The 20,677-nt window shown below is 56.9% G+C and carries 21 protein-coding genes; 11 read left to right on the top strand and 10 right to left on the bottom strand.

What is annotated here, in order from left to right; genetic code table 11:
• Positions 1 to 9: 9 nt before the first annotated feature.
• The 5 genes from recG to gmk are packed head-to-tail and all read right to left on the bottom strand — an operon-like array spanning position 10 to position 5,880.
• Positions 10 to 2,091 carry an ATP-dependent DNA helicase RecG gene (gene recG, locus CMQ96_RS06230; RefSeq protein WP_024359705.1) on the bottom strand — a complete coding sequence of 694 codons (2,082 nt, stop codon included), beginning with the start codon at positions 2,089 to 2,091 and terminating at the stop codon, positions 10 to 12.
• Positions 2,092 to 2,093: 2 nt separating this feature from the next.
• Positions 2,094 to 2,783 (bottom strand): tRNA (guanosine(18)-2'-O)-methyltransferase TrmH, encoded by a 690-nt coding sequence (trmH, locus tag CMQ96_RS06225; RefSeq protein ID WP_024359706.1) that lies wholly within the window; start codon positions 2,781 to 2,783, stop codon positions 2,094 to 2,096.
• 4 nt (positions 2,784 to 2,787) lie between these two features.
• Positions 2,788 to 4,908: a bifunctional GTP diphosphokinase/guanosine-3',5'-bis pyrophosphate 3'-pyrophosphohydrolase gene (spoT, locus tag CMQ96_RS06220; protein ID WP_024359707.1), complete on the bottom strand. Its 2,121-nt coding sequence runs from the start codon at positions 4,906 to 4,908 to the stop codon at positions 2,788 to 2,790.
• A gap of 18 nt (positions 4,909 to 4,926) precedes the next feature.
• Positions 4,927 to 5,202 (bottom strand): DNA-directed RNA polymerase subunit omega, encoded by a 276-nt coding sequence (rpoZ, locus tag CMQ96_RS06215; RefSeq protein WP_004106927.1) that lies wholly within the window; start codon positions 5,200 to 5,202, stop codon positions 4,927 to 4,929.
• A gap of 54 nt (positions 5,203 to 5,256) precedes the next feature.
• The gene (gene gmk / locus CMQ96_RS06210; protein ID WP_004137706.1) at positions 5,257 to 5,880 is read right to left on the bottom strand and encodes a guanylate kinase; all 624 of its coding nucleotides are present in this window, start codon (positions 5,878 to 5,880) and stop codon (positions 5,257 to 5,259) included.
• Positions 5,881 to 6,137: 257 nt separating this feature from the next.
• Between gmk and ligB the strand changes: the two genes are divergently transcribed.
• Entirely contained in the window at positions 6,138 to 7,814 is a 1,677-nt protein-coding gene (gene ligB, locus CMQ96_RS06200) for an NAD-dependent DNA ligase LigB (protein WP_049086958.1), read from the top strand.
• A 5-nt stretch (positions 7,815 to 7,819) separates the two neighbouring features.
• Here the strand turns inward: ligB and CMQ96_RS06195 are convergent, their stop codons facing one another.
• Complete coding sequence (locus tag CMQ96_RS06195) at positions 7,820 to 8,437, bottom strand: trimeric intracellular cation channel family protein (protein WP_004126674.1); 618 nt, start codon at positions 8,435 to 8,437, stop codon at positions 7,820 to 7,822.
• Between the two features lie 275 nt (positions 8,438 to 8,712).
• Between CMQ96_RS06195 and CMQ96_RS06190 the strand changes: the two genes are divergently transcribed.
• Positions 8,713 to 9,972 carry a chloride channel protein gene (locus tag CMQ96_RS06190; protein WP_098066240.1) on the top strand — a complete coding sequence of 420 codons (1,260 nt, stop codon included), beginning with the start codon at positions 8,713 to 8,715 and terminating at the stop codon, positions 9,970 to 9,972.
• Positions 9,973 to 10,045: 73 nt separating this feature from the next.
• Here CMQ96_RS06190 and CMQ96_RS06185 read toward each other — a convergent pair whose 3' ends face one another.
• A complete protein-coding gene (locus CMQ96_RS06185) occupies positions 10,046 to 10,909 on the bottom strand; it encodes a YicC/YloC family endoribonuclease (RefSeq protein ID WP_004137708.1) in 864 nt (287 codons plus the stop codon).
• A 123-nt stretch (positions 10,910 to 11,032) separates the two neighbouring features.
• Between CMQ96_RS06185 and rph the strand changes: the two genes are divergently transcribed.
• Both rph and pyrE read left to right on the top strand, forming a co-directional pair.
• A complete protein-coding gene (gene rph / locus CMQ96_RS06180) occupies positions 11,033 to 11,749 on the top strand; it encodes a ribonuclease PH (protein WP_004106921.1) in 717 nt (238 codons plus the stop codon).
• Positions 11,750 to 11,814: 65 nt separating this feature from the next.
• The gene (gene pyrE / locus CMQ96_RS06175) at positions 11,815 to 12,456 is read left to right on the top strand and encodes an orotate phosphoribosyltransferase (RefSeq protein ID WP_004126666.1); all 642 of its coding nucleotides are present in this window, start codon (positions 11,815 to 11,817) and stop codon (positions 12,454 to 12,456) included.
• 124 nt (positions 12,457 to 12,580) lie between these two features.
• On the opposite strand, the gene slmA is transcribed toward pyrE, so the two are convergent.
• The 3 genes from slmA to coaBC all read right to left on the bottom strand — a co-directional run bounded on the left by slmA (position 12,581) and on the right by coaBC (position 14,999).
• On the bottom strand, positions 12,581 to 13,177 hold the full coding sequence (slmA, locus tag CMQ96_RS06170; RefSeq protein WP_004137709.1) for a nucleoid occlusion factor SlmA: 597 nt from the start codon (positions 13,175 to 13,177) through the stop codon (positions 12,581 to 12,583).
• A 174-nt stretch (positions 13,178 to 13,351) separates the two neighbouring features.
• Positions 13,352 to 13,810: a dUTP diphosphatase gene (gene dut, locus CMQ96_RS06165; RefSeq protein WP_004126662.1), complete on the bottom strand. Its 459-nt coding sequence runs from the start codon at positions 13,808 to 13,810 to the stop codon at positions 13,352 to 13,354.
• Positions 13,788 to 14,999: a bifunctional phosphopantothenoylcysteine decarboxylase/phosphopantothenate--cysteine ligase CoaBC gene (coaBC, locus tag CMQ96_RS06160; protein ID WP_024359710.1), complete on the bottom strand. Its 1,212-nt coding sequence runs from the start codon at positions 14,997 to 14,999 to the stop codon at positions 13,788 to 13,790. The genes dut and coaBC overlap by 23 nt, the downstream gene beginning before the upstream one ends.
• Before the next feature lie 175 nt (positions 15,000 to 15,174).
• Here coaBC and radC point away from each other — a divergent pair, with 175 nt between their 5' ends.
• From radC to CMQ96_RS28835, 7 genes are all read left to right on the top strand, one after another.
• Complete coding sequence (radC, locus tag CMQ96_RS06155; RefSeq protein WP_004126657.1) at positions 15,175 to 15,840, top strand: DNA repair protein RadC; 666 nt, start codon at positions 15,175 to 15,177, stop codon at positions 15,838 to 15,840.
• A gap of 216 nt (positions 15,841 to 16,056) precedes the next feature.
• Positions 16,057 to 16,293, top strand: coding sequence for a 50S ribosomal protein L28 (rpmB, locus tag CMQ96_RS06150; protein ID WP_002436699.1), 237 nt, complete (start codon positions 16,057 to 16,059; stop codon positions 16,291 to 16,293).
• Between the two features lie 20 nt (positions 16,294 to 16,313).
• Positions 16,314 to 16,481, top strand: a complete 168-nt coding sequence (gene rpmG, locus CMQ96_RS06145) for a 50S ribosomal protein L33 (RefSeq protein ID WP_003024094.1) — start codon at positions 16,314 to 16,316, stop codon at positions 16,479 to 16,481.
• 198 nt (positions 16,482 to 16,679) lie between these two features.
• A complete protein-coding gene (locus tag CMQ96_RS06140; protein ID WP_004137713.1) occupies positions 16,680 to 17,357 on the top strand; it encodes a VWA domain-containing protein in 678 nt (225 codons plus the stop codon).
• Positions 17,358 to 17,361: 4 nt separating this feature from the next.
• On the top strand, positions 17,362 to 18,087 hold the full coding sequence (locus CMQ96_RS06135; RefSeq protein ID WP_098066237.1) for a PP2C family serine/threonine-protein phosphatase: 726 nt from the start codon (positions 17,362 to 17,364) through the stop codon (positions 18,085 to 18,087).
• Positions 18,077 to 19,450: a DNA-binding protein gene (locus tag CMQ96_RS06130; protein WP_098066234.1), complete on the top strand. Its 1,374-nt coding sequence runs from the start codon at positions 18,077 to 18,079 to the stop codon at positions 19,448 to 19,450. The genes CMQ96_RS06135 and CMQ96_RS06130 overlap by 11 nt, the downstream gene beginning before the upstream one ends.
• Positions 19,451 to 20,677 (top strand): M48 family metallopeptidase, encoded by a 1,227-nt coding sequence (locus CMQ96_RS28835; RefSeq protein WP_255256982.1) that lies wholly within the window; start codon positions 19,451 to 19,453, stop codon positions 20,675 to 20,677.

Genomic DNA, 20,677 nt, shown 5'->3' with positions numbered 1-20,677 from the left:
ACGTTCGCGCTACGCGTTGGAATAGCGTTCGGTTTCCGGCATCCAGCGCTCAATCAGCGCCTGGGCCTGCTGGGGATAGCGTTCGTGAATATGGCGGGCGATGCGCTGAACTTCCGGGATCATGGCCTGATCGCGCAGTAAGTCCGCGACTTTAAATTCAGCGTTGCCGGTCTGGCGGGTGCCGAGCAGCTCGCCGGGACCGCGAATTTCCAGGTCTTTCTGAGCGATGACGAAACCGTCGTTGCTGTCGCGCAGAACCTGCAGGCGCTTCTGGGCGGTTTTTGACAGCGGCGATTTATAGAGCAGCACGCAGTGGGAGGCTACCGCGCCGCGCCCGACGCGGCCTCTGAGCTGGTGCAGCTGCGCCAGGCCCAGACGCTCCGGGTTTTCGATGATCATCAGACTGGAGTTGGGCACATCCACGCCGACTTCAATTACCGTGGTGGCGACCAGTAGATGCAGTTCGCCCTGCTTGAACGCGCTCATCACCGCCTGCTTCTCGGCGGACTTCATGCGCCCGTGCACCAGGCCGATATTCAGCTCCGGCAGCGCGAGCTTCAGCTCTTCCCAGGTGGCTTCCGCCGCCTGGGCTTCCAGCAGATCCGACTCTTCAATCAGCGTACAGACCCAGTAGGCCTGACGACCTTCGTGGGTGCAGGCGTTACGCACGCGGTCGATAATATCGCTGCGTCGGGTATCCGGAATGGCCACCGTGGTGACCGGCGTACGGCCCGGCGGCAGTTCATCGATGACCGAGGTGTCGAGGTCGGCATAAGCGGTCATCGCCAGGGTACGCGGAATCGGTGTGGCGGTCATAATCAGCTGGTGCGGATGAAAACCCTGCTGTTGGCCTTTTTCCCACAGCGCCAGCCGCTGATGGACGCCAAAACGGTGCTGTTCATCGATAATTACCAACGCGAGGCCGTTAAACTGGACCTGCTCCTGAAAGATGGCGTGGGTCCCGACAATCATCTGCACCTGTCCGCTGGCGATAGCCTGCTGCTGCGCCAGGCGCGCTTTGCCTTTTTGTTTGCCCGCCAGCCAGCCCACCTCAACGCCCAGCGGTTCGAACCAGCTGCGGAAGTTATTGGCGTGCTGTTCAGCCAGCAGCTCGGTCGGTGCCATCAGCGCCACCTGTTTGCCGTGGGCGATGGCGCGCAGGGCGGCCAGCGCGGCAACCAGGGTTTTACCGGAGCCCACGTCCCCCTGCACCAGACGCATCATCGGCACGTCCAGCGCCATATCGCGCTCGATTTCAGCCGTGACGCGCGCCTGCGCGCCGGTCGGCGTAAAGGGGAGGGAGGCCAGCAGCTTGTCTTTTAACGTGTCGTTAGCGCTAAGCGCGAGGGCGTGATAGCGCTGGGCGCCTGCCCGCAGCGCCAGCATGCTGAGGTTATGCGCCAGCAGCTCTTCCAGAATTAAGCGCCGCTGGGCCGGATGTTTACCGCTTTCCAGCTCGCTAAGCTGTAGCGTGGGCGGCGGGCGATGCAGGGTGCGTAAGGCGTCCGGCAGGCTCATCATCCCCTGGGCCAGCTCCGGCGGCAGCAGCTCGGCGATCGCGCAGGTTTCAAGCAGCTCCAGCGCCTGGTCGGTGAGCTTGCGCAGCGTAGCCTGCTTGATGCCTTCGGTGGTGGGATAAACCGGGGTCAGCGTTTCCTGTAAATCAGGCGTACTCATATCGCCCTGAACCCGATATTCCGGGTGGATCATCTCCGCTCCGTGCTTACCGCGCTTCGCTTCGCCGTAGGCCAGCACGCGGCGCCCGGTTGCCAGACTGTTTTTCATCGCCGCGCTGAAGTTAAAAAAGCGCATGGTGAGGATGCCGGAGCCGTCGCTTATCTGGCAGGTCATCATCCGGCGGCCGCCGAAAGTGATATTGCAGTTGAGAACTTCGCCTTCAACGGTGGCGTAAACGCCGGGCAGCAGTTCGCCGATTTGATACAGATGGGTGCGGTCTTCGTAGCGTAGCGGCAGGTGCAGAAGCAGATCCTGCACTGTGTGCAGGCCGATTTTCGCCAGTTTACTGCTCTGGGCCGCGCCAACGCCCGTCAGGGTGTTGAGCGGCACCGCATCCAGCAGACGGCCCTGCATGATTACTTCGCCGCCTGCATGGTGGCCCACCACGCGGCATCGGCTTCGACTTCGCCCTGCTCGTTGACGTGGGGGTAGGGAAGACCTTTGCGTTTTGCGACCCTCGCCAGCACCGGATAGCCGCCTTCAAACAGCAGACGCTGTTGGTCTTCTTCCGGCAGCATGCTGTTTTCGCGCTGGTACATGCCGGCGTTCTGCCGCTGGCGCTGGGCTTCGTAGAGGATAAGCGCCGAGGCGACGGAAACGTTCAGCGACTGCACCATGCCAGTCATCGGAATGATGATGTCCTGGTCCGCCAGGTCTAACGCTTCCTGCGTAATGCCGGTTTTCTCCTGCCCCATCAGGATACAGGTAGGGCGGGTATAGTCGATTTCACGGAAATCAACGGCTTTATCAGAGAGGTGGGTCGCCAGGATCTGCATGCCCTGGCCTTTTAAATGCGTGACGGCCTCGCCAATAGTACGGTGGGTTTTAACCTGCACCCAGCTATTGCTGCCGGCCGCCGCAGAGGCCATGGTACGCATACGGCTACCCGGCCAGATAGCGTGCACTTCATGCACGCCAACGGCGTCGGCCGTACGAATGACCGCAGAGACGTTATGAGGTTTGTGGACCTGCTCCATGCAGACCGTCAGGTCAGGCTGACGCCTGGCGAGCATCTCGCAGATACGCGCATAACGCTGTGAATTCATAATACTAGTTTCGGTTACGGGTGACTTTTATCACATCCGGCATGACGCGAATTTTGCGCATAATATTCGCCAGATGTACGCGATCGCGCGCGGTGAGGCGAATAAAGGCGCTATAAACGCGGCCATCTTTCTCTTCCGTATTCAGGCTTTGGATATTGGAAGAGGCGGTGTTGATCGCGGCGGTCAGATTCGCCAGGGCACCCTGATGGTTGAACATGTCCACCTTGATTTCGGTGATAAATTCCTGCGCCGTCTCTTTGTCCCACTCGACCGCCATAAATTTCTCCGGCTCTTTCTGATAGCCGCGAATGTTACGACAGGACTCATGGTGGATGACCAGGCCTTTGCCAGGACTGACGTGCGCAATAATCGGGTCGCCGGGGATCGGACGGCAGCATTTGGCAAAGGTGATCAGCACGCCATCTGCGCCTTTAATCGGCAGATGGTTATGGCCGATAGGCGCCGGCTGTACAGGCACGGCGGTCGTTTCACCCTGCTGCAGGTTTTTTGCCACCACGACGCTCATGGCGTTGCCGAGGCCGATTTCGGCCAGCAGATCGTCAAGGGTTGTCAGCTTCATGCGCTCAAGTTCACGCTGAATATTCTCTGGCGGAATCTCCGCCAGCTTACGGCTACCGCCGAGGGCGTGGTTGAGCAGGCGGCGTCCGAGGCTAACGGAATCGTCGCGCTTGAGGTTTTTCAGCAGCTGGCGAATTTTGGCGCGCGCTTTCGAGCTGACGACAAAGTTCAGCCACGCGGCGTTCGGACGTGCGCCCGGCGCGGTGATGATTTCCACCGTCTGGCCGCTGGAGAGCGACTGCGACAGCGGATACGGCTGGCGGTCGACGCGCGCGCCGACGCAGGCATGGCCGATATCGGTATGCACCGCGTAGGCGAAATCCACCGGCGTCGCGCCAGCGGGCAGTTCGACAATGCGCCCTTCCGGGGTGAAAACGTAAATCTCATCCGGGAACAGATCGGATTTCACGCTCTCAATAAATTCAAATGAACTACCGGCGCTCTGCTGAAGCTCCAGCAGGCTCTGCATCCAGCGCTGGGCGCGGATTTGCGCGGTGGTGCTGCTCTCGCCGCCGTGCTCTTTATAAGCCCAGTGCGCCGCCACCCCCATTTCCGCCATCTGGTCCATGTCTTCGGTACGAATTTGTACCTCAACCGGGACGCCGTGCGGGCCGATCATCGAGGTGTGCAAAGATTGATAGCCGTTCGCCTTTGGAATGGCAATGTAGTCTTTGACGCGACCCGGACGCGGCTTGTAAAGGCTATGCATCTGGCCAAGCACGCGGTAGCAGGTGTCGGAATCATGGACGATGACGCGGAAGGCGTAGATATCCATAATCGAGTGAAAGCGCTGCTCTTTGAGCACCATCTTGCAGTAGATGGAGTACAAATGCTTTTCACGACCGCTTACTCGACAGGGAATTCCCGCTTCCTGCAGGCGCCCTTCGATTTCGGAGAGGATTTTTTGAATCATCTCTTTACGGTTGCCGCGTGCCGCTTTAACTACCTCTTTAATAACGCGGTAGCGGTTAGGATACAGCGCCTCAAAGCCCAGCTCTTCGAGCTCGGTTTTGATGTGATGAATACCTAAACGGTGCGCCAGAGGGCTGTAGATTTCCAGCGTTTCGCGGGCAATGCGGCGGCGCTTATCCGGGCGCAATGAGCCCAGCGTGCGCATGTTGTGGGTGCGGTCAGCAAGCTTGATAAGGATGACGCGGATATCCTGCACCATCGCCATAATCATTTTGCGAAAGTTTTCGGCCTGGGCCTCTTTCTTGTCGCGAAACTTAAGCTTATCAAGTTTTGACACCCCCTCTACCAGTTCAGCAACGCTTTTACCAAAAAGCTGCTCCATGTCCTGGTAGGTGGCGGGGGTATCTTCTATCACGTCGTGCAGCAGAGCGGCCATCAGCGTTTCGTGGTCGAGTTTCATCTCGGCCAGGATACAGGCTACCGCTACCGGGTGCGTGATATAGGGTTCACCGCTTGAACGTGTCTGGCCCTCGTGAGCGTCACGTGCAACGAGATAAGCCTGCCGAAGACGTTTAATTTGCTCTTCGGGCAGGTAATTTTGAATCAGCTGATTCAGGCTTTCAAACAGATACAAGGGCGACCCGCAGTGTGATTAACGACGACCTTCAGCAATAGCGGTAACGGCTTGTAATTCAGCGGCTTCCTGCTCTTGCTGTTCCTGGCGCTCACGAACGTCGAGGATCTTGTTGTTGATCAGACCTTCTTCGATTTCGCGCAGTGCGATAACGGTAGTTTTATCGTTTTCTTCCGGTACCAGCGGATCCTTTCCGCCTACCTGCATCTGACGAGCGCGACGCGCGGCGACCAGTACCAGGTCAAAACGGTTACCAATTTTCTCTACAGCGTCCTGAACAGTTACGCGTGCCATACTTAAAATGCTCCACAGGTGAAGAAATGACTGGGCATAATACTGAATGTGGGTTCAGTCTGCCAACAGTTTGGTGATTAAAGCGCCATGTCGCTGCTTTTGGCGGCTCATGCGCAGACGTTCGGCGCGAATAATAATTTTCAGATCGCTCAGCGCGGTATCAAAATCATCATTCACAATCAGGTAATCATATTCCGCGTAATGGCTCATTTCTGCAACTGCCTGCGCCATACGTTTCGCGATAACCTCTTCGCTGTCCTGACCGCGGCCGCGCAGGCGACGATCAAGCTCATCTTTTGACGGCGGCAGAATAAAAATGCTGCGCGCGCCGGGCATTCTGTTGCGGATTTGCTGCGCGCCCTGCCAGTCAATATCGAGGAAGACATCGACGCCGGTCGCCAGTACCTGCTCGATAGTTTCGCGCGAGGTGCCGTAATAGTTGCCAAAGACTTCTGCATGTTCAAGAAAAGCGTCTCTGCCAATCATCGTCCTGAATTCGTCGTGATTCACAAAGAAATAGTGTTCACCGTGCACTTCACCCGGGCGCGGAGCGCGTGTGGTATGCGAAACAGAAACCTGAGAGTCGTACAACGGTTGGGTTTTTAATAAAGCCTGAATCAGGCTGGATTTACCCGCGCCGCTAGGGGCGGAAACAATATAAAGCGTGCCTTGAGCCATGAGTGTCTTTTGTATGTGGTGGTCGAAATAGAGCTTACATACGAGCCTATTATACACGGCGGCGCAGCGTGACGCAGTCCCTGTCACACTTTTTGCGTTCTTTCTTTCATTTTGCTTGCCGTTTCCCTGATTTCTCCGGGCGTTGCAGAAACAACACAGAAAAGCCGGAAGCCTGCTCGCAGCGTTAAAAATCCCCTCTCGCCGATGAAAATAAGCCTGCGGCACAATCCCGGGTGAGAAAACAGGAGGGCATCGCGATGCAAAAAGGAGTCTGGGCGCTGGTGCTGTGGATGCTGGTGGGATACGGGCAGGCAGCCTGCCCCGCGTGGCCGCAGGCCAAGGCTGAACAGGAAATGGAACGTCTCGGTCAGCGGATAACGGAATGGAATAACGCCTACTGGCAGCAGGGGAGCAGTACGGTAAGCGATGAAGTCTATGACCAGCTTGCGGCGCGGCTGGCATACTGGCAGCGCTGCTTCACCGGCGAGACTCCCGCTCACTCTGCGCTTCCGCCGCTAAGGGGGGATACCAGACATCCGGTGGCGCACACCGGCGTGCGTAAACTGGCGAATCAAGCCGACGTGGCGCGCTGGATGCGTGGCCAGTCCGGCCTGTGGGTACAGCCGAAAGTCGATGGCGTCGCGATCACGCTGGTGTATCGGCAGGGGCGTTTGACGCAGGCCATAAGCCGGGGTAACGGCCTGACCGGGGAAGACTGGACGGCCAGGGTCTTGCAGATCCCCTCAATTCCTAAAACCTCTGACGGCGTACTGGCGAATAGCGTGCTGCAGGGTGAGCTGTTCCTGCTCCGCGAGGGGCATGTACAAAAGCGAATGGGCGGCATGAACGCGCGGTCAAAAGTAGCCGGCATGATGATGCGCCAGGAGGCGCAAGCGGAACTTGATAGGCTGGGCATCTTTATCTGGGCGTGGCCCGATGGTCCAGAGGATATGGAACAGCGGCTGGCGCTGCTGCGGCAGGGCGGCTTTCTTTACAGCACGCTTTTTTCGCATCCGGTCGCGGATGCGCAGCAGGTTGAACGATGGCGCCAGCGTTGGTTGACTTCACCGCTGCCTTTTGCCACCGATGGCGTTGTGGTGCGGCGGGCAAAAGAGTCCGCCGGGCGTTACTGGGCGCCGGGTCAGGGCGATTGGGTTATCGCCTGGAAATACCCGCCTGCCTCGCGGGTTATGGAGGTTCGCGGTATCAGCTTTAGCGTCGGGCGCAGCGGTAAAATAGCCGTGGTGGCGCTCCTGGAGCCGCAGCTGCTGGACGATAAGCGCGTGCAGCGGGTGAACGTCGGCTCGGTATCCCGCTGGTACAATCTGGACATCGGTGTTGGCGATCAGCTGCAAATCAGCCTTGCCGGGCAGGGGATACCGCGCATCGATTCGGTCGTCTGGCGCACGGCTCAGCGTAATAAACCCCAGCCACCGGCGGCGCGTTTCAATGCCTTAACCTGCTACTTCGCCACCCCCGAGTGCGCGGAGCAGTTTCTCTCGCGGCTGGTCTGGCTCTCATCCCGATCGGTTCTCGATATTGACGGCGCGGGGGAAGCGCTATGGCGAACTCTGCACGATGCCCGCAGCATGGAGCATCTCTTTTCATGGCTGGCGTTTACGCCGGAGCGGCTGCAATCCATCCCGGGCATCTCTGCGCAGCGCGGGCAGCGGCTGTGGCATCAGTTTAACCTTGCGCGCGAACGGCCTTTCCTGCGCTGGATACAAGCAATCGGCGTGCCCATACCGAAGATGGCATTTGCCGGGCTGAAGGAGGATGACTGGCGACGGATGCAGGATCGCAACGAAGAGCAGTGGCGACGCCTGCCGGGTATCGGAGCAGAACGAGCGCGGCAGCTGGTGACGTTCTTACATCATCCGGATGTTGCCGCGCTAGCGAAGTGGCTGAGCGGGCAACGCGTTCCGGGATTCTGAAAGCACTAATGTGCGCTATGGTTGTAATTAAATACCGGCAGGCCCAGCTTCCAGCGCAGCGCCAGCATGCGGGCGGTAAAGCCGAACAGCAGGGTGGAGATAACCACCACATCGTGATTGCTGACGTAATGCTGGAGCGCGATATAAAGCACCGCGGCGGCGAATGATACCCCGGCGTACAGCTCTTTCTGGAACACCAGCGGGATGCGCTTGCAGAACATATCGCGCAGCACGCCGCCAAAAACGCCGGTGATCACAGCGGCAATGGAGGCGATGACCGGGCCCTGGCCCATATCCAGCGCGATCTGGGCGCCAATGATAGAGAACACGATCAGGCCGAGCGCATCAAGCACCAGGAACAAGCGTCGCAGATGCGGCATCACCGGGGCGGCAATCGTGGTCAGGACCGCGGCCACGGCAACAATAATGACGTACTCGGGGTGTTGTACCCAGCCAAGCGGATAGTGGCCAAGCAGAATATCGCGCACCGAACCGCCTCCGAGGGCCGTCGCGGTAGCGATGATAATGACGCCAAACGTATCCATACGGCGGCGCCCGGCAGCCAGCGCGCCGGTCATGGCTTCCGCCGTAATCCCAATCAGATAAAGAATATGAAGCAGCATAAATCCCCCACGGTGATGGCGGAAGGTTAACGATTTGTGCTCAGGATCACGATTGAGTTTTTCTAAAGTGAATGTCTTTAACCAGATTTATGTAATGTTTGTATTGCCTATGTATCCTGTTTTTAAACGTTAATATGTCATTTTGTTATTTAATATAGATTAGAAAAAATAATGATGAAGGCGCTGGCGTACATCTCTAGCGAATACGTAATGAATACCTAATGTTTAATTCCCGACCTTTATCCTTTTATTTTCCTCCTTCAGGGCCTGAGAAAATGACTGCAGCCGCTGGCAATAAAAACTCTTTCACCCGCCTGATTGCCGTTGTGCTGACGGGTATACTGGCCGGTCTGTCAGGTATGGTTCTGGCGCTGATTTTACACGCGATTCAGCACCTGGCTTTTGGCTACAGCCCTGGGCAGATCGTGAGCGCGGAGTCGTTTCTACAGGGCGTCACGGATTCCTCCTGGCCTCGTCGCATCTCGGCCATTGTGGCGGGGGGAGCCATCGCCGGGTTCGGCTGGTGGCTGCTTGGACGCTATGGGCAGAAGCGGGTTTCAATTGCGGCGGCGGTGGCTAACCCTTCCGTGCCAATGCCTGCGGGTACCACAACGATTCATGCTCTGTTGCAGATCGTCACCGTGGCGCTGGGCTCTCCGCTTGGTCGCGAAGTGGCTCCCCGGGAAATGGGCGCGCTGGGGGCGGGGATGGTGGCGCGTAAGCTGGGGCTGACGGCGGATGAAACCCGAACGTTGGTTGCCTGCGGCGCCGGTGCGGGCCTGGCGGCGGTGTATAACGTCCCGCTGGCCGGTGCGTTATTCAGCCTTGAGGTCATGCTGCTGTCGTTTAGCTGGAAAAAAACGCTGGCGGCGATTATCACCTCGGCGATTGCCGCGTGGACGGCAACGCTCGGGTTAGGCGATGAATCGCAATACCATTTTGCTTCCGACATCCTGCCGCATTCATTTGTCTGGTGGGCGGTTATCGCCGGCCCCATTCTTGGCGCCGGGGCCTGGCTCTTTCGCAAAGCGACCAGCACGGCGCGTTCGCACGTGCGAAGTAACTGGCAGATGCCGGTTTTCTGTCTGCTGGCGTTTTCCCTGCTCGCCGTCCTCAGCCTCTATTTCCCTGAGCTTCCGGGAAACGGTAAAGGGCCTATGCAGCTGGCTCTCAACGATGAACTGGGTTTCCCCGGGGCGGCGATGCTGCTGGCGCTAAAAATGGTGGTGATTCTGGCGGTGCTGCGCGGCGGCGCGGAAGGCGGCCTGCTGACGCCTGGGTTGGCGGTCGGCGGCATGACCAGCCTGCTGCTGTGCATGCTTTGGCAACAGCTGCTTCCCGGGGGAGATTGCGCCAGTTTTGCTCTCGTCGGCGCGGCGGCGTTCCTCGCTGCATCCATGCAAATGCCGCTAACGGCGGTAGCGCTGGTGATGGAGTTCACCCACATGGATCACAGCTATCTGGCTCCCACGCTGCTGTGCGCCGCAGGGGCGTTTTTAACCTGCCGGATACTGGATAAAAACTATTTCTTCTGAAACGCAGCGAAAATAAAAGGCCATGATTTACCATGGCCTTTTGTCCGAACGTGATGTGGCGGGCGGGAAACCGTTACTCGATGTTCTGGATCTGCTCGCGCATTTGTTCGATAAGCACTTTCAGCTCAATGGCGGAGTTCGTCACTTCAGCATTGATAGATTTAGACGCCAGGGTGTTCGACTCGCGGTTGAACTCCTGCATCATAAAGTCGAGGCGGCGACCGACCGCTTCTTTCTTCTTCAGGATATTCCACGTCTCTTTCACGTGCGCTTCCAGACGATCCAGTTCTTCGGCGACGTCTATACGCTGCGCCATCAGCACCAGCTCCTGCTCGAGGCGGTTGTTTTCCAACTGCACTTCCGCATCTTCCAGCTTGGCAACCAGACGCTCGCGCTGCCACTGTAAAATTTCCGGCATATGGGCGCGCACTTTAGCCACTTCGGCCGTCACGCCGTCGAGACGCTGTTCGATCAGCGCTTTCAGCGCCTGGCCTTCGGTTTCGCGGGCGACGATAAAGTCATCCAGCGCGCCGTTCAACGCGCCCAGGATTTCGGCGGTAATAGCGTCCAGATCCTGCTCATGAGCCGACATTACGCCAGGCCAGCGCAGAATATCGACCGGATTGATTTCGCCTTCGTCGCTCTGCATTTTGACCCAGTTGGCGGCGTTAACCAGCTGCTTTGCCAGTTTTTCGTTGAGGATCAGCTCGCCCTGCGCGCTCGGGTCTTGCTCAAAACGCAGGGTACATTCGACTTTACCGCGGGTCAGACGGGAACGAATACGTTCACGCACCACGGGCTCCAGGCTACGGAACTGCTCCGGCAGGCGGAAGTAGGTTTCCAGATATCGTTGGTTTACCGAGCGCAGTTCCCACGCGGCGCTACCCCATTCACCCTTGATTTCACGCCGGGCGTAGGCGGTCATACTGCGGATCATAGACGTTCCTGTTTTTAAAGGAGAGTGGGGTGGATTATAGCTTTCGAGGCCTTATCAGGATAGGAATAAGCGCGCATTATCCGTATAATGCGCAGCCACATTCGTTTCAAGCCGGAGAACACCATGCGTCCAGCAGGCCGTAGCGCTAATCAAGTGCGCCCAGTAACCCTGACCCGTAACTACACAAAACACGCAGAAGGCTCCGTGCTGGTCGAATTTGGTGACACGAAAGTATTGTGCACCGCTTCTATTGATGAAGGCGTGCCGCGCTTTCTGAAAGGCCAGGGCCAGGGGTGGATCACCGCGGAATACGGCATGCTGCCGCGTTCTACCCACACTCGCAACGCGCGTGAAGCCGCAAAAGGTAAGCAGGGCGGGCGCACCATGGAAATCCAGCGCCTGATCGCGCGCGCGCTGCGCGCTGCAGTTGACCTGAAAGCGCTGGGTGAATTCACTATCACGCTGGACTGCGACGTACTGCAGGCCGACGGCGGCACTCGCACCGCATCGATCACCGGAGCCTGCGTGGCGCTGGCCGATGCGCTCAATAAGCTGGTTGCGGCCGGTAAGCTGAAAACCAACCCGATGAAAGGGATGGTGGCGGCGGTCTCCGTAGGCATCGTGAATGGCGAAGCGATTTGCGATCTGGAATACGTTGAGGATTCCGCGGCGGAAACCGATATGAACGTGGTGATGACCGAAGATGGTCGCATCATCGAGGTGCAGGGAACGGCGGAAGGCGAGCCGTTCACTCATGAAGAACTCCTCACCCTGCTGGCACTGGCCCGGGGGGGTATCGAATCCATTGTCACGACGCAGAAAGCGGCGTTGCAAAACTAGTTTTTAAGGCGACTGAGAAGTCGCCTTTTTTTTGTCCGTAGAAAAGTAAGATGAGGAGCGAATCCATGAAACCGTATCAGCGCCAGTTTATTGAGTTTGCGCTTAACAAGCAGGTACTTAAGTTTGGCGAGTTTACGCTGAAATCCGGGCGCAAGAGCCCCTATTTCTTCAACGCCGGCCTGTTTAATACCGGGCGCGATCTGGCTCTGTTAGGCCGTTTTTACGCCGAAGCGCTGGTGGATTCCGGGATTGATTTTGACCTGCTGTTCGGCCCGGCCTACAAAGGTATTCCGATTGCCACGACCACGGCGGTCGCGCTGGCGGAACACCATGACCGCGATCTGCCTTACTGCTTTAACCGTAAAGAGGCGAAAACCCACGGCGAGGGCGGAAATCTGGTGGGAAGCGCTCTGCAGGGCCGCGTGATGCTGGTGGATGATGTTATCACCGCAGGCACCGCGATTCGGGAATCGATGGAAATTATCCAGGCCAACGGCGCGGAGCTGGCCGGCGTGCTGATTTCTCTTGACCGTCAGGAGCGCGGGCGCGGCGAAATCTCCGCGATTCAGGAAGTTGAGCGCGACTACGGCTGTAAAGTGATTTCCATCGTGACGCTGAAAGACCTGATTAGCTATCTGGAAGAGAAGCCGGAAATGGCTGAACACCTGGCGTCAGTTCGCGCCTATCGCGAAGCGTACGGCGTATAAACCGCGGCCCGGCAGGCGCCGGGCTGATTTAAGCCGCTACGCTAAGAGCTGCAGGATATCAACGCGGATAAAGTTCCTGTGGGAAGAGATGCAGCCTTTCTGGCTGCATAGAGACAGGCGATAATTACTTCAGCTGGGCGGCGACCAGCGGCCAGCGGGCGTCAAAATCGTCCGTCGGGCGATATTTAAACTCGCTGCGCACAAAGCGCGACAGCATCCCTTCGCAGAAGGCCAATAGCTGGCTGGCCAGCAGGGCCTCATCGACGGTAAAGCCTTCGCCTTCGCGCATTTTCTTTTCCCGCATCACCTGACGCAGCTGAACTTCAATACGCTCGAACAGCTGATTGATACGGCCCTGAAGCCGGTCCTGTTCAAACATCAGCGCATGGCCGGTCAGAATTCGTGTCAGCCCAGGATTACGCTCGCCAAACCCAAGAATCAACAGAACAATCAGCCGCAGGCGCGCTGAGGTGTCTTTTTCATCTTTTAAAATCAAATTGATGCGCGTAATCAGGCTGTCTTCAATAAATTCAATCAGGCTATCAAACATGCGGGTCTTGCTCGGGAAATGCCGATACAGAGCCGCTTCGGATACGCCAACGGACGCCGCCAGTTTCGCTGTGGTAATGCGCTGACTCCCATCGCTGGATTCAAGCATTAGCGCCAGAGATTGAAGTATTTCTTCGCGACGATTCCTTTTCGCAGTTTGTTTTTCTGCCATGTTTTAAAATACCCCTGAAAAAGCACTTGTCAGGCAGGCACCCACAAAGCGACCGCAAGCTGTGGCCTGCGGTGATGTTATTGCATTAGTGCGCTTTGCGATGCTGGTTCCACTTCATCCTTCAGGCTGCCCTTTTGTCGGCGACGCCCCGAAAGATTTTTTCTATCGCCGGGCTTATTGACGCCCTGAGTGACCGAAGCCGCCTTCGCCGCGATCGGTGGCGTCAAAATCTTCCACCAGGTTAAATTCCGCCTGCACAACAGGCACAAACACCATTTGCGCGATACGCTCGCCGGGTTCGATGATGAAGCTCTGCTGGCTGCGGTTCCAGACGGAAACCATCAACTGGCCCTGATAGTCAGAATCAATCAAACCGACCAGATTACCCAGTACGACACCGTGCTTATGGCCCAGCCCGGAGCGCGGGAGAATGACCGCGGCCAGAGAAGGATCGGCAATATGAATCGCCAGGCCGGTCGGCACGAGAGTGGTTGCGCCGGGAGCCAGCTCTACGGCGTCATCGAGACAGGCTCGCAGGTCAAGTCCGGCGGAGCCGGAGGTGGCATAGGTCGGCAGCGGAAATTGCTGACCAACGCGCGGGTCCAGAATCTTAACGTCGATTTTTTTCATCATAACGGGTAACGATCTCGTCGAGTAATAATTGGCCCAGGAGTTCCTTGCGCTCAAGTGGTAAGCGCTTATCTCCCTCCTGCCAGAAAAGGTGTAATGCATTGCTGTCGCTGTTAAATCCTTGATTTGGCTGTGAAACATCATTGGCGCAAATCAGATCAAGATTTTTGCGGGCTCGCTTTTGCCGTGCGTATTCTTCCACATTATTTGTTTCGGCGGCAAACCCAACGACGTAAGGGCGGTTGGCCTTAAGCGCAGCGACCCCTGCGACGATATCCGGATTTTTAACCATTTTCAGGGTTAATTCATCACCTTGTTTTTTAATTTTTTCTTCGGCGATGGCGACCGCACGGTAGTCGGCGACTGCCGCACAGCCAATAAAAATCTGCTGTTGAGACGCGCTATTTTGCACCGCGGCTTCCATTTCCAGCGCTGTGGTGACATCAATTCTGTGTACAAACGGCGGCGTAGGCAGCGAAACCGGGCCGCTCACCAGCGTAACGTTCGCACCGCGACGCGCGGCGGCGGCGGCAATCGCGAAGCCCATCTTACCAGAACTGTGGTTGGTGATATAACGCACCGGATCCAGCGGCTCGCGGGTGGGGCCCGCGGTAATCATGATGTTCAGATGTTGCAAATCTTTGACAGGAGAGAAATGCTGCGCGGCCATATCCACAATGGTCAGCGGGTCGAGCATCCGCCCTGGGCCAATATCGCCGCAGGCCTGGCTGCCGCTGTCCGGGCCCCATACCAGCAGGCCGCGGGCGGCGATGACGCCAAGATTATGCTGGGTGGCGGCGGCGCGATACATCTGCTGGTTCATGGCGGGCACGACGGCGACCGGTGACGGCGTAGCGAGACAGATCGTCGAGACGAGATCGTTGGCCATGCCTGCCGCGATGCGGGCGATTAAGTCGGCGGTGGCGGGGGCAAGAATGACCAGATCAGCCCATTTCCCCAGCTCAATATGGCCCATCGCCGCTTCGGCGGCCGGGTCGAGCAGGCTGTCGGATACCGGATAACCGGACACCGCCTGTAAGCTTAACGGCGTAATGAAGGCTTTTGCGGCTTCCGTCATGGCGACGCGGACATCCGCGCCGCGGTCACGCAGGCGGCGCACCAGTTCCGGCGTTTTATAGGCGGCAATGCCGCCGCTCACGCCAAGAACGATCTTTTTACCAGCCAGACTCATCATGATTTTTTCCTGTTGCGGTACACCAGAATTCGCGCATCTTATCACAATCCTCACGGCATCGTGTGCCTGGTAGAGATTCACTTTGCGAGGCGCCACGCAGGGATAAAACTTGCGTATCGGCGGCGCAAAAAGGCTGTGCCAGGATAGCGCGGAGTAGGAAGGAGAGGCCGCGATGGAAATACAAGAATCCCTGATGCCGAGGGAAAAGATGCAGCGCTACGGTATCGAAGTTTTGTCGGATATTGAACTGTTGGCGCTATTTTTACGTACCGGTACCCGCACGCAGGATGTGATGACGTTTTCGCGCGAGTTGCTGCAGCGTTTTGGCTCGCTGTACGGCCTGTTATCGGCGGAGGAGTCGCAGTTTGCCGAGGTGGAAGGCATTGGCCTGGCGAAATATGCGCAGCTAAAAGGGATCGCTGAACTGGCGCGACGCTATTTTAGTCTGCGAATGACCGAAGAACCCTCGCTGGTTACCCCATCGATGACGCGAGAATTTCTGCAAAGCCAGCTGGCCGACGAAGAGCGCGAGATCTTCATGGTGATCTTTTTAGACAATCAGAATCGGGTATTGAAACATAGCCGACTTTTTTCTGGTACTCTTAGCCACGTTGAGGTGCATCCGCGAGAAATCGTACGCGAAGCCATCAAAGTGAACGCCGCAGCGGTGATCCTGGCACATAATCATCCATCCGGTAGTCCTGAGCCGAGCAAGGCCGACAGGTTGATTACCGAAAGAGTGATAAAATGTTGTCGATTCATGGATATACGTGTGCTGGATCACCTTGTTATTGGCCGCGGAGCGTACGTATCTTTCGCTGAACGCGGCTGGATTTAGCCCCGATCGCGCGATCCATCGGGATCTTTGTCTGTTCGGGACTTGAGCACATCGCCGAGTCAGCGTATACTACGCCACCTTTGAGAATCTCGGGTTTGGCATTTGGGCCTGGCAATCGAGAGTTCGCTTAGAACTGCGATGACCGGGCTGTAAAGCCTGACGAGGCGCCAATACCCCATACGAAGCTCGAGCTAATTTGATTTTTGGAGAATAGACATGTCCCGAGTCTGCCAAGTTACTGGCAAGCGTCCGGTGACCGGTAACAACCGTTCCCACGCACTGAACGCGACTAAACGCCGTTTCCTGCCGAACCTGCACTCTCACCGTTTCTGGGTTGAGAGCGAGAAGCGTTTTGTCACCCTGCGCGTATCTGCTAAAGGTATGCGTGTTATTGATAAGAAAGGCATCGATACAGTTCTGTCCGAACTGCGTGCCCGTGGCGAAAAGTACTAAGTACTTAGAGGAAATAAATCATGGCTAAAGGTATTCGTGAGAAAATCAAGCTGGTTTCTTCTGCTGGTACTGGTCACTTCTATACCACCACGAAGAACAAGCGTACTAAGCCGGAAAAACTGGAACTGAAAAAGTTCGATCCAGTTGTCCGTCAGCACGTTTTATACAAAGAAGCTAAAATCAAATAATTTTAGACTCCTTGTACAGAAAAACCCCGCCCCGGCGGGGTTTTTTGTTTTCGCTTTACACTCATCCTGCCTCCGAAATATATCCCGCTCTTCTTTTTTATTGATAATCATTAACTATATGAATGAATTGGTTTTTCTTGTCTTACCAGCATGGGGTGTTTATCCTGCCGGTACAGAAAACCACCGACAGGGATTGTTATGACGTCTTTAATTCCGGATGTTTCATTTATCGATAATAGTGAACAGCGTACGCCTTTGATTTTAGTCCTTGACTGCTCAGGCAGCATGGACGGCCAGCCAATCGCCCAGCTAAATCAGGGGCTCAAGCTGCTGGAAGAAGAACTCAAGCATGATGTGATAGCCGCCAAACGCGTTCGCCTGCTGGTGATTAAATATGGCGGTTACGACGAGTGTCAGCTGTACGGCGACTGGTGCGATGCGATGGATTTCACCGCACCTGTTCTTGAAGCCAACGGCTTAACGCCTACCGGGCAGGCCGTCAGCATGGCGTTAAGTGAAATTGAAGCTGAAAAGCAGCGCCTGAAAGCAGCTGGCGTACCCTATACCCGGCCATGGCTGTTTTTGATGTCGGACGGCGCGCCAACGGATAACTGGCAGACGGCGGCCCAGGAGTGCCGCGAGGCGCAGGCGGCGAATAAGGTTGCCGTATTCCCGATAAGCGTGGGTAGCGAGGCTTCCGAATCGATGGGTCACTTCAGTCGTAGCGGTATAAACGGCGTGAAGCAGCTAAAAGGTTTGCAGTTCCGCGAGCTGTTCCTCTGGCTGAGCGCCAGCATGCAGGTAGTTTCGCAGTCTACCCCTGGCGGTAAAGCACAGCTGCCGCCGACGGATAGCTGGTCAGAAATTTCGGTCTGACGCGATGAACTGGCGCGTTTACGCTTCGTCGGCCATTGGCAGCAGCCACCGACAAAATAACCTTGCTTGTCAGGATGCCTTTTGCTACCGCAATTTGGGCGATCGTCTGGTCGCCGCCGTATGCGACGGCGCAGGCTCAGCCGCTTATAGCGAACAGGGTGCGGTTTTAGTCGCCCGAGAGCTGGCCGAACGGCTGGCGAAATTCACCGCCGCGCCTGATGAACAGCAGCTGGCGACGCTGATAGCGAGCGTGCGTGAGGTCGTTCTGCTGGCGGCGCAGGAGCGAGGGCTTTCCGCAGGCGATTTTGCCTGTACCGTTGTGGCCGCATGGCTCGGGGAAACCGCCTCAGTGGTGCTGCATATCGGTGATGGCGTCGCGGAGTTGAGCATCGACGCTGAGCAGCACTTCTCGTTACCTGAAAACGGTGAATACGCCAACCAGACCTGGTTTCTCACCAGCCACGACTGGCGCGAACATTTACGCATCCGTCAGTTTGCTGGCAGAGCCACGCAACTGGTGATGATGTCCGACGGCGTGCAGCCGTTTGCGCTAAACCAGCGCGGCGATGCGCTATTCTCCCCCTTTATGGACCCTGTTTTGCGTTATTTGCCGCAGGTCTCTGAGGTTGAAGGGAGTGAGGCGATACGCGCCACGCTTGACGACCCGCGCACCTGGGCGATAACCGGCGATGATAAGACGCTTCTGGTAGCTCTGCGTAATGAAGCATAAAAAAGCCCCTGGGTGTTATAACGAGCAACGTCGCGCGGTACGCCTGGGAAAACTGATTAAGAGCGGCGGCGCTGGCAGCGTCTATTTTCTGGCGGATGACCCTTCCCGCGTCGCGAAAATCTATCATCCCAATATCGATACCGGCTATTACCAGCGCAAGCTTAGCGCCATGCTTGCGCAGCGCCCGGAAATCCCCGCGCCTGCTGACGGTGAAGCGATCGTCCAACTGGCGTGGCCTGACTATTTGCTCTTCGACGAGCGCAAGCGGGTTATTGGCTTTGTTATGCCGGTGCTCGATACCCGGCGCACTATTGAGCTGGAGTATATTTTGCAGTCGCGGCAGGCGAAGGCGCAGAATCTGCCGGAGGGGATTGGCGCCAAAGTGAGCCTGGCCTGCAACCTCGCCACCCTGGTCTCGGCGTTACACGCGCGCCAGCACCGGGTTATCGACATGAAGCCGGTCAACCTGCGTTTTTATCGCGACAGCCTGTACATCGCGCTGCTTGACTGCGATGGCTTTAGCATCCAGGGCGAGGGCGAGCGTTTCCCGGCCGGGCAGTTCACGCCGGATTACCTGGCGCCTGAGTTCCAGCGCATTGGCCAGGTGCCGGGCGAACAGGAAGAGGCTCAGGACCGCTTCTCGCTGGCGGTGATTATTTTCCAGTTGCTCAACCACGGCATTCATCCCTATAGCGGCCGCGCGCAGGCGGCAAAAGTGCCTGATGATTTACCCGGTCGCATCGCCGCCGGTTGCTACGCCTACGGCATCAATGCCGCAAAGAATATCTCTCCGGTACCGGCCAGTACCCATCACCTGCTGCCCGCTGGGCTACGCAAGCTATTCGATCGCGCCTTTAGCGATTCGCCTGCCCAACGTCCTTCCGCCGATGAATGGGCGAAGATCCTGCGTCCTTATGCGCTACGCAGTACGCAAAAAATTGTTCTCTGTAGTAAGAAACACCAGCATTTCGCCGGGATGCCGTGCCTGGTCTGCGCACGTGAAAAACAGGTTGTTGAGGGGATAAAGCAGGCGAAGCAGCATAAGCGGACACAAACCGTTAGTCCAAAGCCTGCGCCCGCAAAGCGGCAGCCTCGCGTGGCGCCAGCCGCTGCGGTACCTCGTCAGTCAACTGGGCCGGGGCCGTTAACGCTGCTGTGGCGCAATATGCGCAGCAAAGTTCCTGCATTTGTTTGGCATGGCGCGCTGGCTGTGATTAGCACGCTGGTGATGGCCATATTAGCGCGTAATTTTACCCAACTGAGCGGTCCCTGGCATGCCTGGTACGATAATGCGGCGTTAATCCTGATTTTTGTCTGGATAGCCGTGATGGGGCTGCTGGCGATTCTTCGGAGTAAGCCATAAATGATTACGCCGAAGTTAAAACACCTGCTGGTCATCTTGTCTTTGATTGCGCTTTTTGTCGCGCCGAATATGGTGCTCTTTCTCTGGTCTGCACCCTTTATGTTGGTGGATAAGCTTTCGCTTTTACCGGCGGCGCTGAATGCTCCCCAGCGTTTATTGCTCTACGGCCTGTGGCTAGGGGGAACTCTCTACTTTTCCGCCCTGATGTGGGTGGCGATTACCCGGCGCAATAAAGGCTATCTGATTGCTGCCGTGGCGCAGATTGTTTTTGTTATCGGTATCACCTTATTCAATGTCCCAATTGGCGAGCAAAACCAGCGGCGTTGGCAGAGTATGAATCAGCTGGCATCGCCCGCCTGGGCGGATTTTCTCTATGACCGTCATGCCCGTTTTATTCAGATAATCCTGCGTGGGGAACCGTTTAATCAGCACAAGATTGTCGAGCAATTTATCGCGCAGAAAAAGCCATTAGCGGAGCTGCCGCTTGGCTGGAGTGAAAAAGATGCCGCCGCCGCGGATGCGCTCTGGCAGCAGGCACTGGGCTATCGCGAACAAGAAGCGAAAGCATTACCCAAAATAACGGATTATCTCAGCTGGATGCCGGACCGTGGCGATCTGACGCTGGCCGCGGCTATCCTGACGCTGACAACGGATGCGGACAAATCGCGGGCGGAAAGAGCCTTTCGACAGGCAATCGCCATTGCGCCGGAAAACTCTGACGCCTGGCTGGGTTGGGCGTTAGCGCTGATCCAGTCCCGCGATAATGAGCGGGTGCGAAATTCGCAGTTTCAGGCGCTTACGCAAAGCATTACGAGCGGATTATTGATGGCGGAGGGCCTGAAGGATAGCCCGCGCCAGCCTGCGCTACAGCAGCGGTTAGCGGCGTATATCGCGCGAATGCCGTCTGACGACCGGCAAATCCTACATATTCTGCAGGCCAGAATGCAGACGCGCTCCTGCGATTTGCCATTGGACCGGTATGCAACGGAAAAAGGCGAAGGTAGCAAGGTGCTGCCTTTATCGAAATCGATCGTGTTTAAAGAAGGCCCCGTGCGTGGCATCAGCACAGTTAACGAGCACTTTCCGGGGCACGTCAGCATTGAGCCAGAAAGATATGGGATCGGCAAAGAGACGGTGCCGCCGATGCTCTACCCGGCGATAAATAAATATATCAAGTCGGCGACGACGGTACTCTCGCTGGATACAGACGCCAGCGGCGAGCTGTAA

This window comes from Klebsiella sp. MBT K-1, from assembly GCF_002556465.1.
In the GTDB taxonomy this organism is placed as follows: Bacteria; Pseudomonadota; Gammaproteobacteria; order Enterobacterales; family Enterobacteriaceae; genus Klebsiella; species Klebsiella grimontii.
This window is presented reverse-complemented; position numbering and strand designations above follow the sequence as displayed.

Excerpts from the sequence above, each read along its gene's own strand:
- recG (WP_024359705.1), bottom strand. The coding sequence starts at position 2,091 with ATGCAGGGCCGTCTGCTGGATGCGGTGCCGCTCAACACCCTGACGGGC.
- trmH (WP_024359706.1), bottom strand. The coding sequence starts at position 2,783 with ATGAATTCACAGCGTTATGCGCGTATCTGCGAGATGCTCGCCAGGCGT.
- rpoZ (WP_004106927.1), bottom strand. The coding sequence starts at position 5,202 with ATGGCACGCGTAACTGTTCAGGACGCTGTAGAGAAAATTGGTAACCGT.
- gmk (WP_004137706.1), bottom strand. The coding sequence starts at position 5,880 with ATGGCTCAAGGCACGCTTTATATTGTTTCCGCCCCTAGCGGCGCGGGT.
- ligB (WP_049086958.1), top strand. The coding sequence starts at position 6,138 with ATGCAAAAAGGAGTCTGGGCGCTGGTGCTGTGGATGCTGGTGGGATAC.
- CMQ96_RS06195 (WP_004126674.1), bottom strand. The coding sequence starts at position 8,437 with ATGCTGCTTCATATTCTTTATCTGATTGGGATTACGGCGGAAGCCATG.
- CMQ96_RS06190 (WP_098066240.1), top strand. The coding sequence starts at position 8,713 with ATGACTGCAGCCGCTGGCAATAAAAACTCTTTCACCCGCCTGATTGCC.
- CMQ96_RS06185 (WP_004137708.1), bottom strand. The coding sequence starts at position 10,909 with ATGATCCGCAGTATGACCGCCTACGCCCGGCGTGAAATCAAGGGTGAA.
- rph (WP_004106921.1), top strand. The coding sequence starts at position 11,033 with ATGCGTCCAGCAGGCCGTAGCGCTAATCAAGTGCGCCCAGTAACCCTG.
- pyrE (WP_004126666.1), top strand. The coding sequence starts at position 11,815 with ATGAAACCGTATCAGCGCCAGTTTATTGAGTTTGCGCTTAACAAGCAG.
- slmA (WP_004137709.1), bottom strand. The coding sequence starts at position 13,177 with ATGGCAGAAAAACAAACTGCGAAAAGGAATCGTCGCGAAGAAATACTT.
- dut (WP_004126662.1), bottom strand. The coding sequence starts at position 13,810 with ATGATGAAAAAAATCGACGTTAAGATTCTGGACCCGCGCGTTGGTCAG.
- coaBC (WP_024359710.1), bottom strand. The coding sequence starts at position 14,999 with ATGAGTCTGGCTGGTAAAAAGATCGTTCTTGGCGTGAGCGGCGGCATT.
- radC (WP_004126657.1), top strand. The coding sequence starts at position 15,175 with ATGGAAATACAAGAATCCCTGATGCCGAGGGAAAAGATGCAGCGCTAC.
- rpmB (WP_002436699.1), top strand. The coding sequence starts at position 16,057 with ATGTCCCGAGTCTGCCAAGTTACTGGCAAGCGTCCGGTGACCGGTAAC.
- rpmG (WP_003024094.1), top strand. The coding sequence starts at position 16,314 with ATGGCTAAAGGTATTCGTGAGAAAATCAAGCTGGTTTCTTCTGCTGGT.
- CMQ96_RS06140 (WP_004137713.1), top strand. The coding sequence starts at position 16,680 with ATGACGTCTTTAATTCCGGATGTTTCATTTATCGATAATAGTGAACAG.
- CMQ96_RS06135 (WP_098066237.1), top strand. The coding sequence starts at position 17,362 with ATGAACTGGCGCGTTTACGCTTCGTCGGCCATTGGCAGCAGCCACCGA.
- CMQ96_RS06130 (WP_098066234.1), top strand. The coding sequence starts at position 18,077 with ATGAAGCATAAAAAAGCCCCTGGGTGTTATAACGAGCAACGTCGCGCG.
- CMQ96_RS28835 (WP_255256982.1), top strand. The coding sequence starts at position 19,451 with ATGATTACGCCGAAGTTAAAACACCTGCTGGTCATCTTGTCTTTGATT.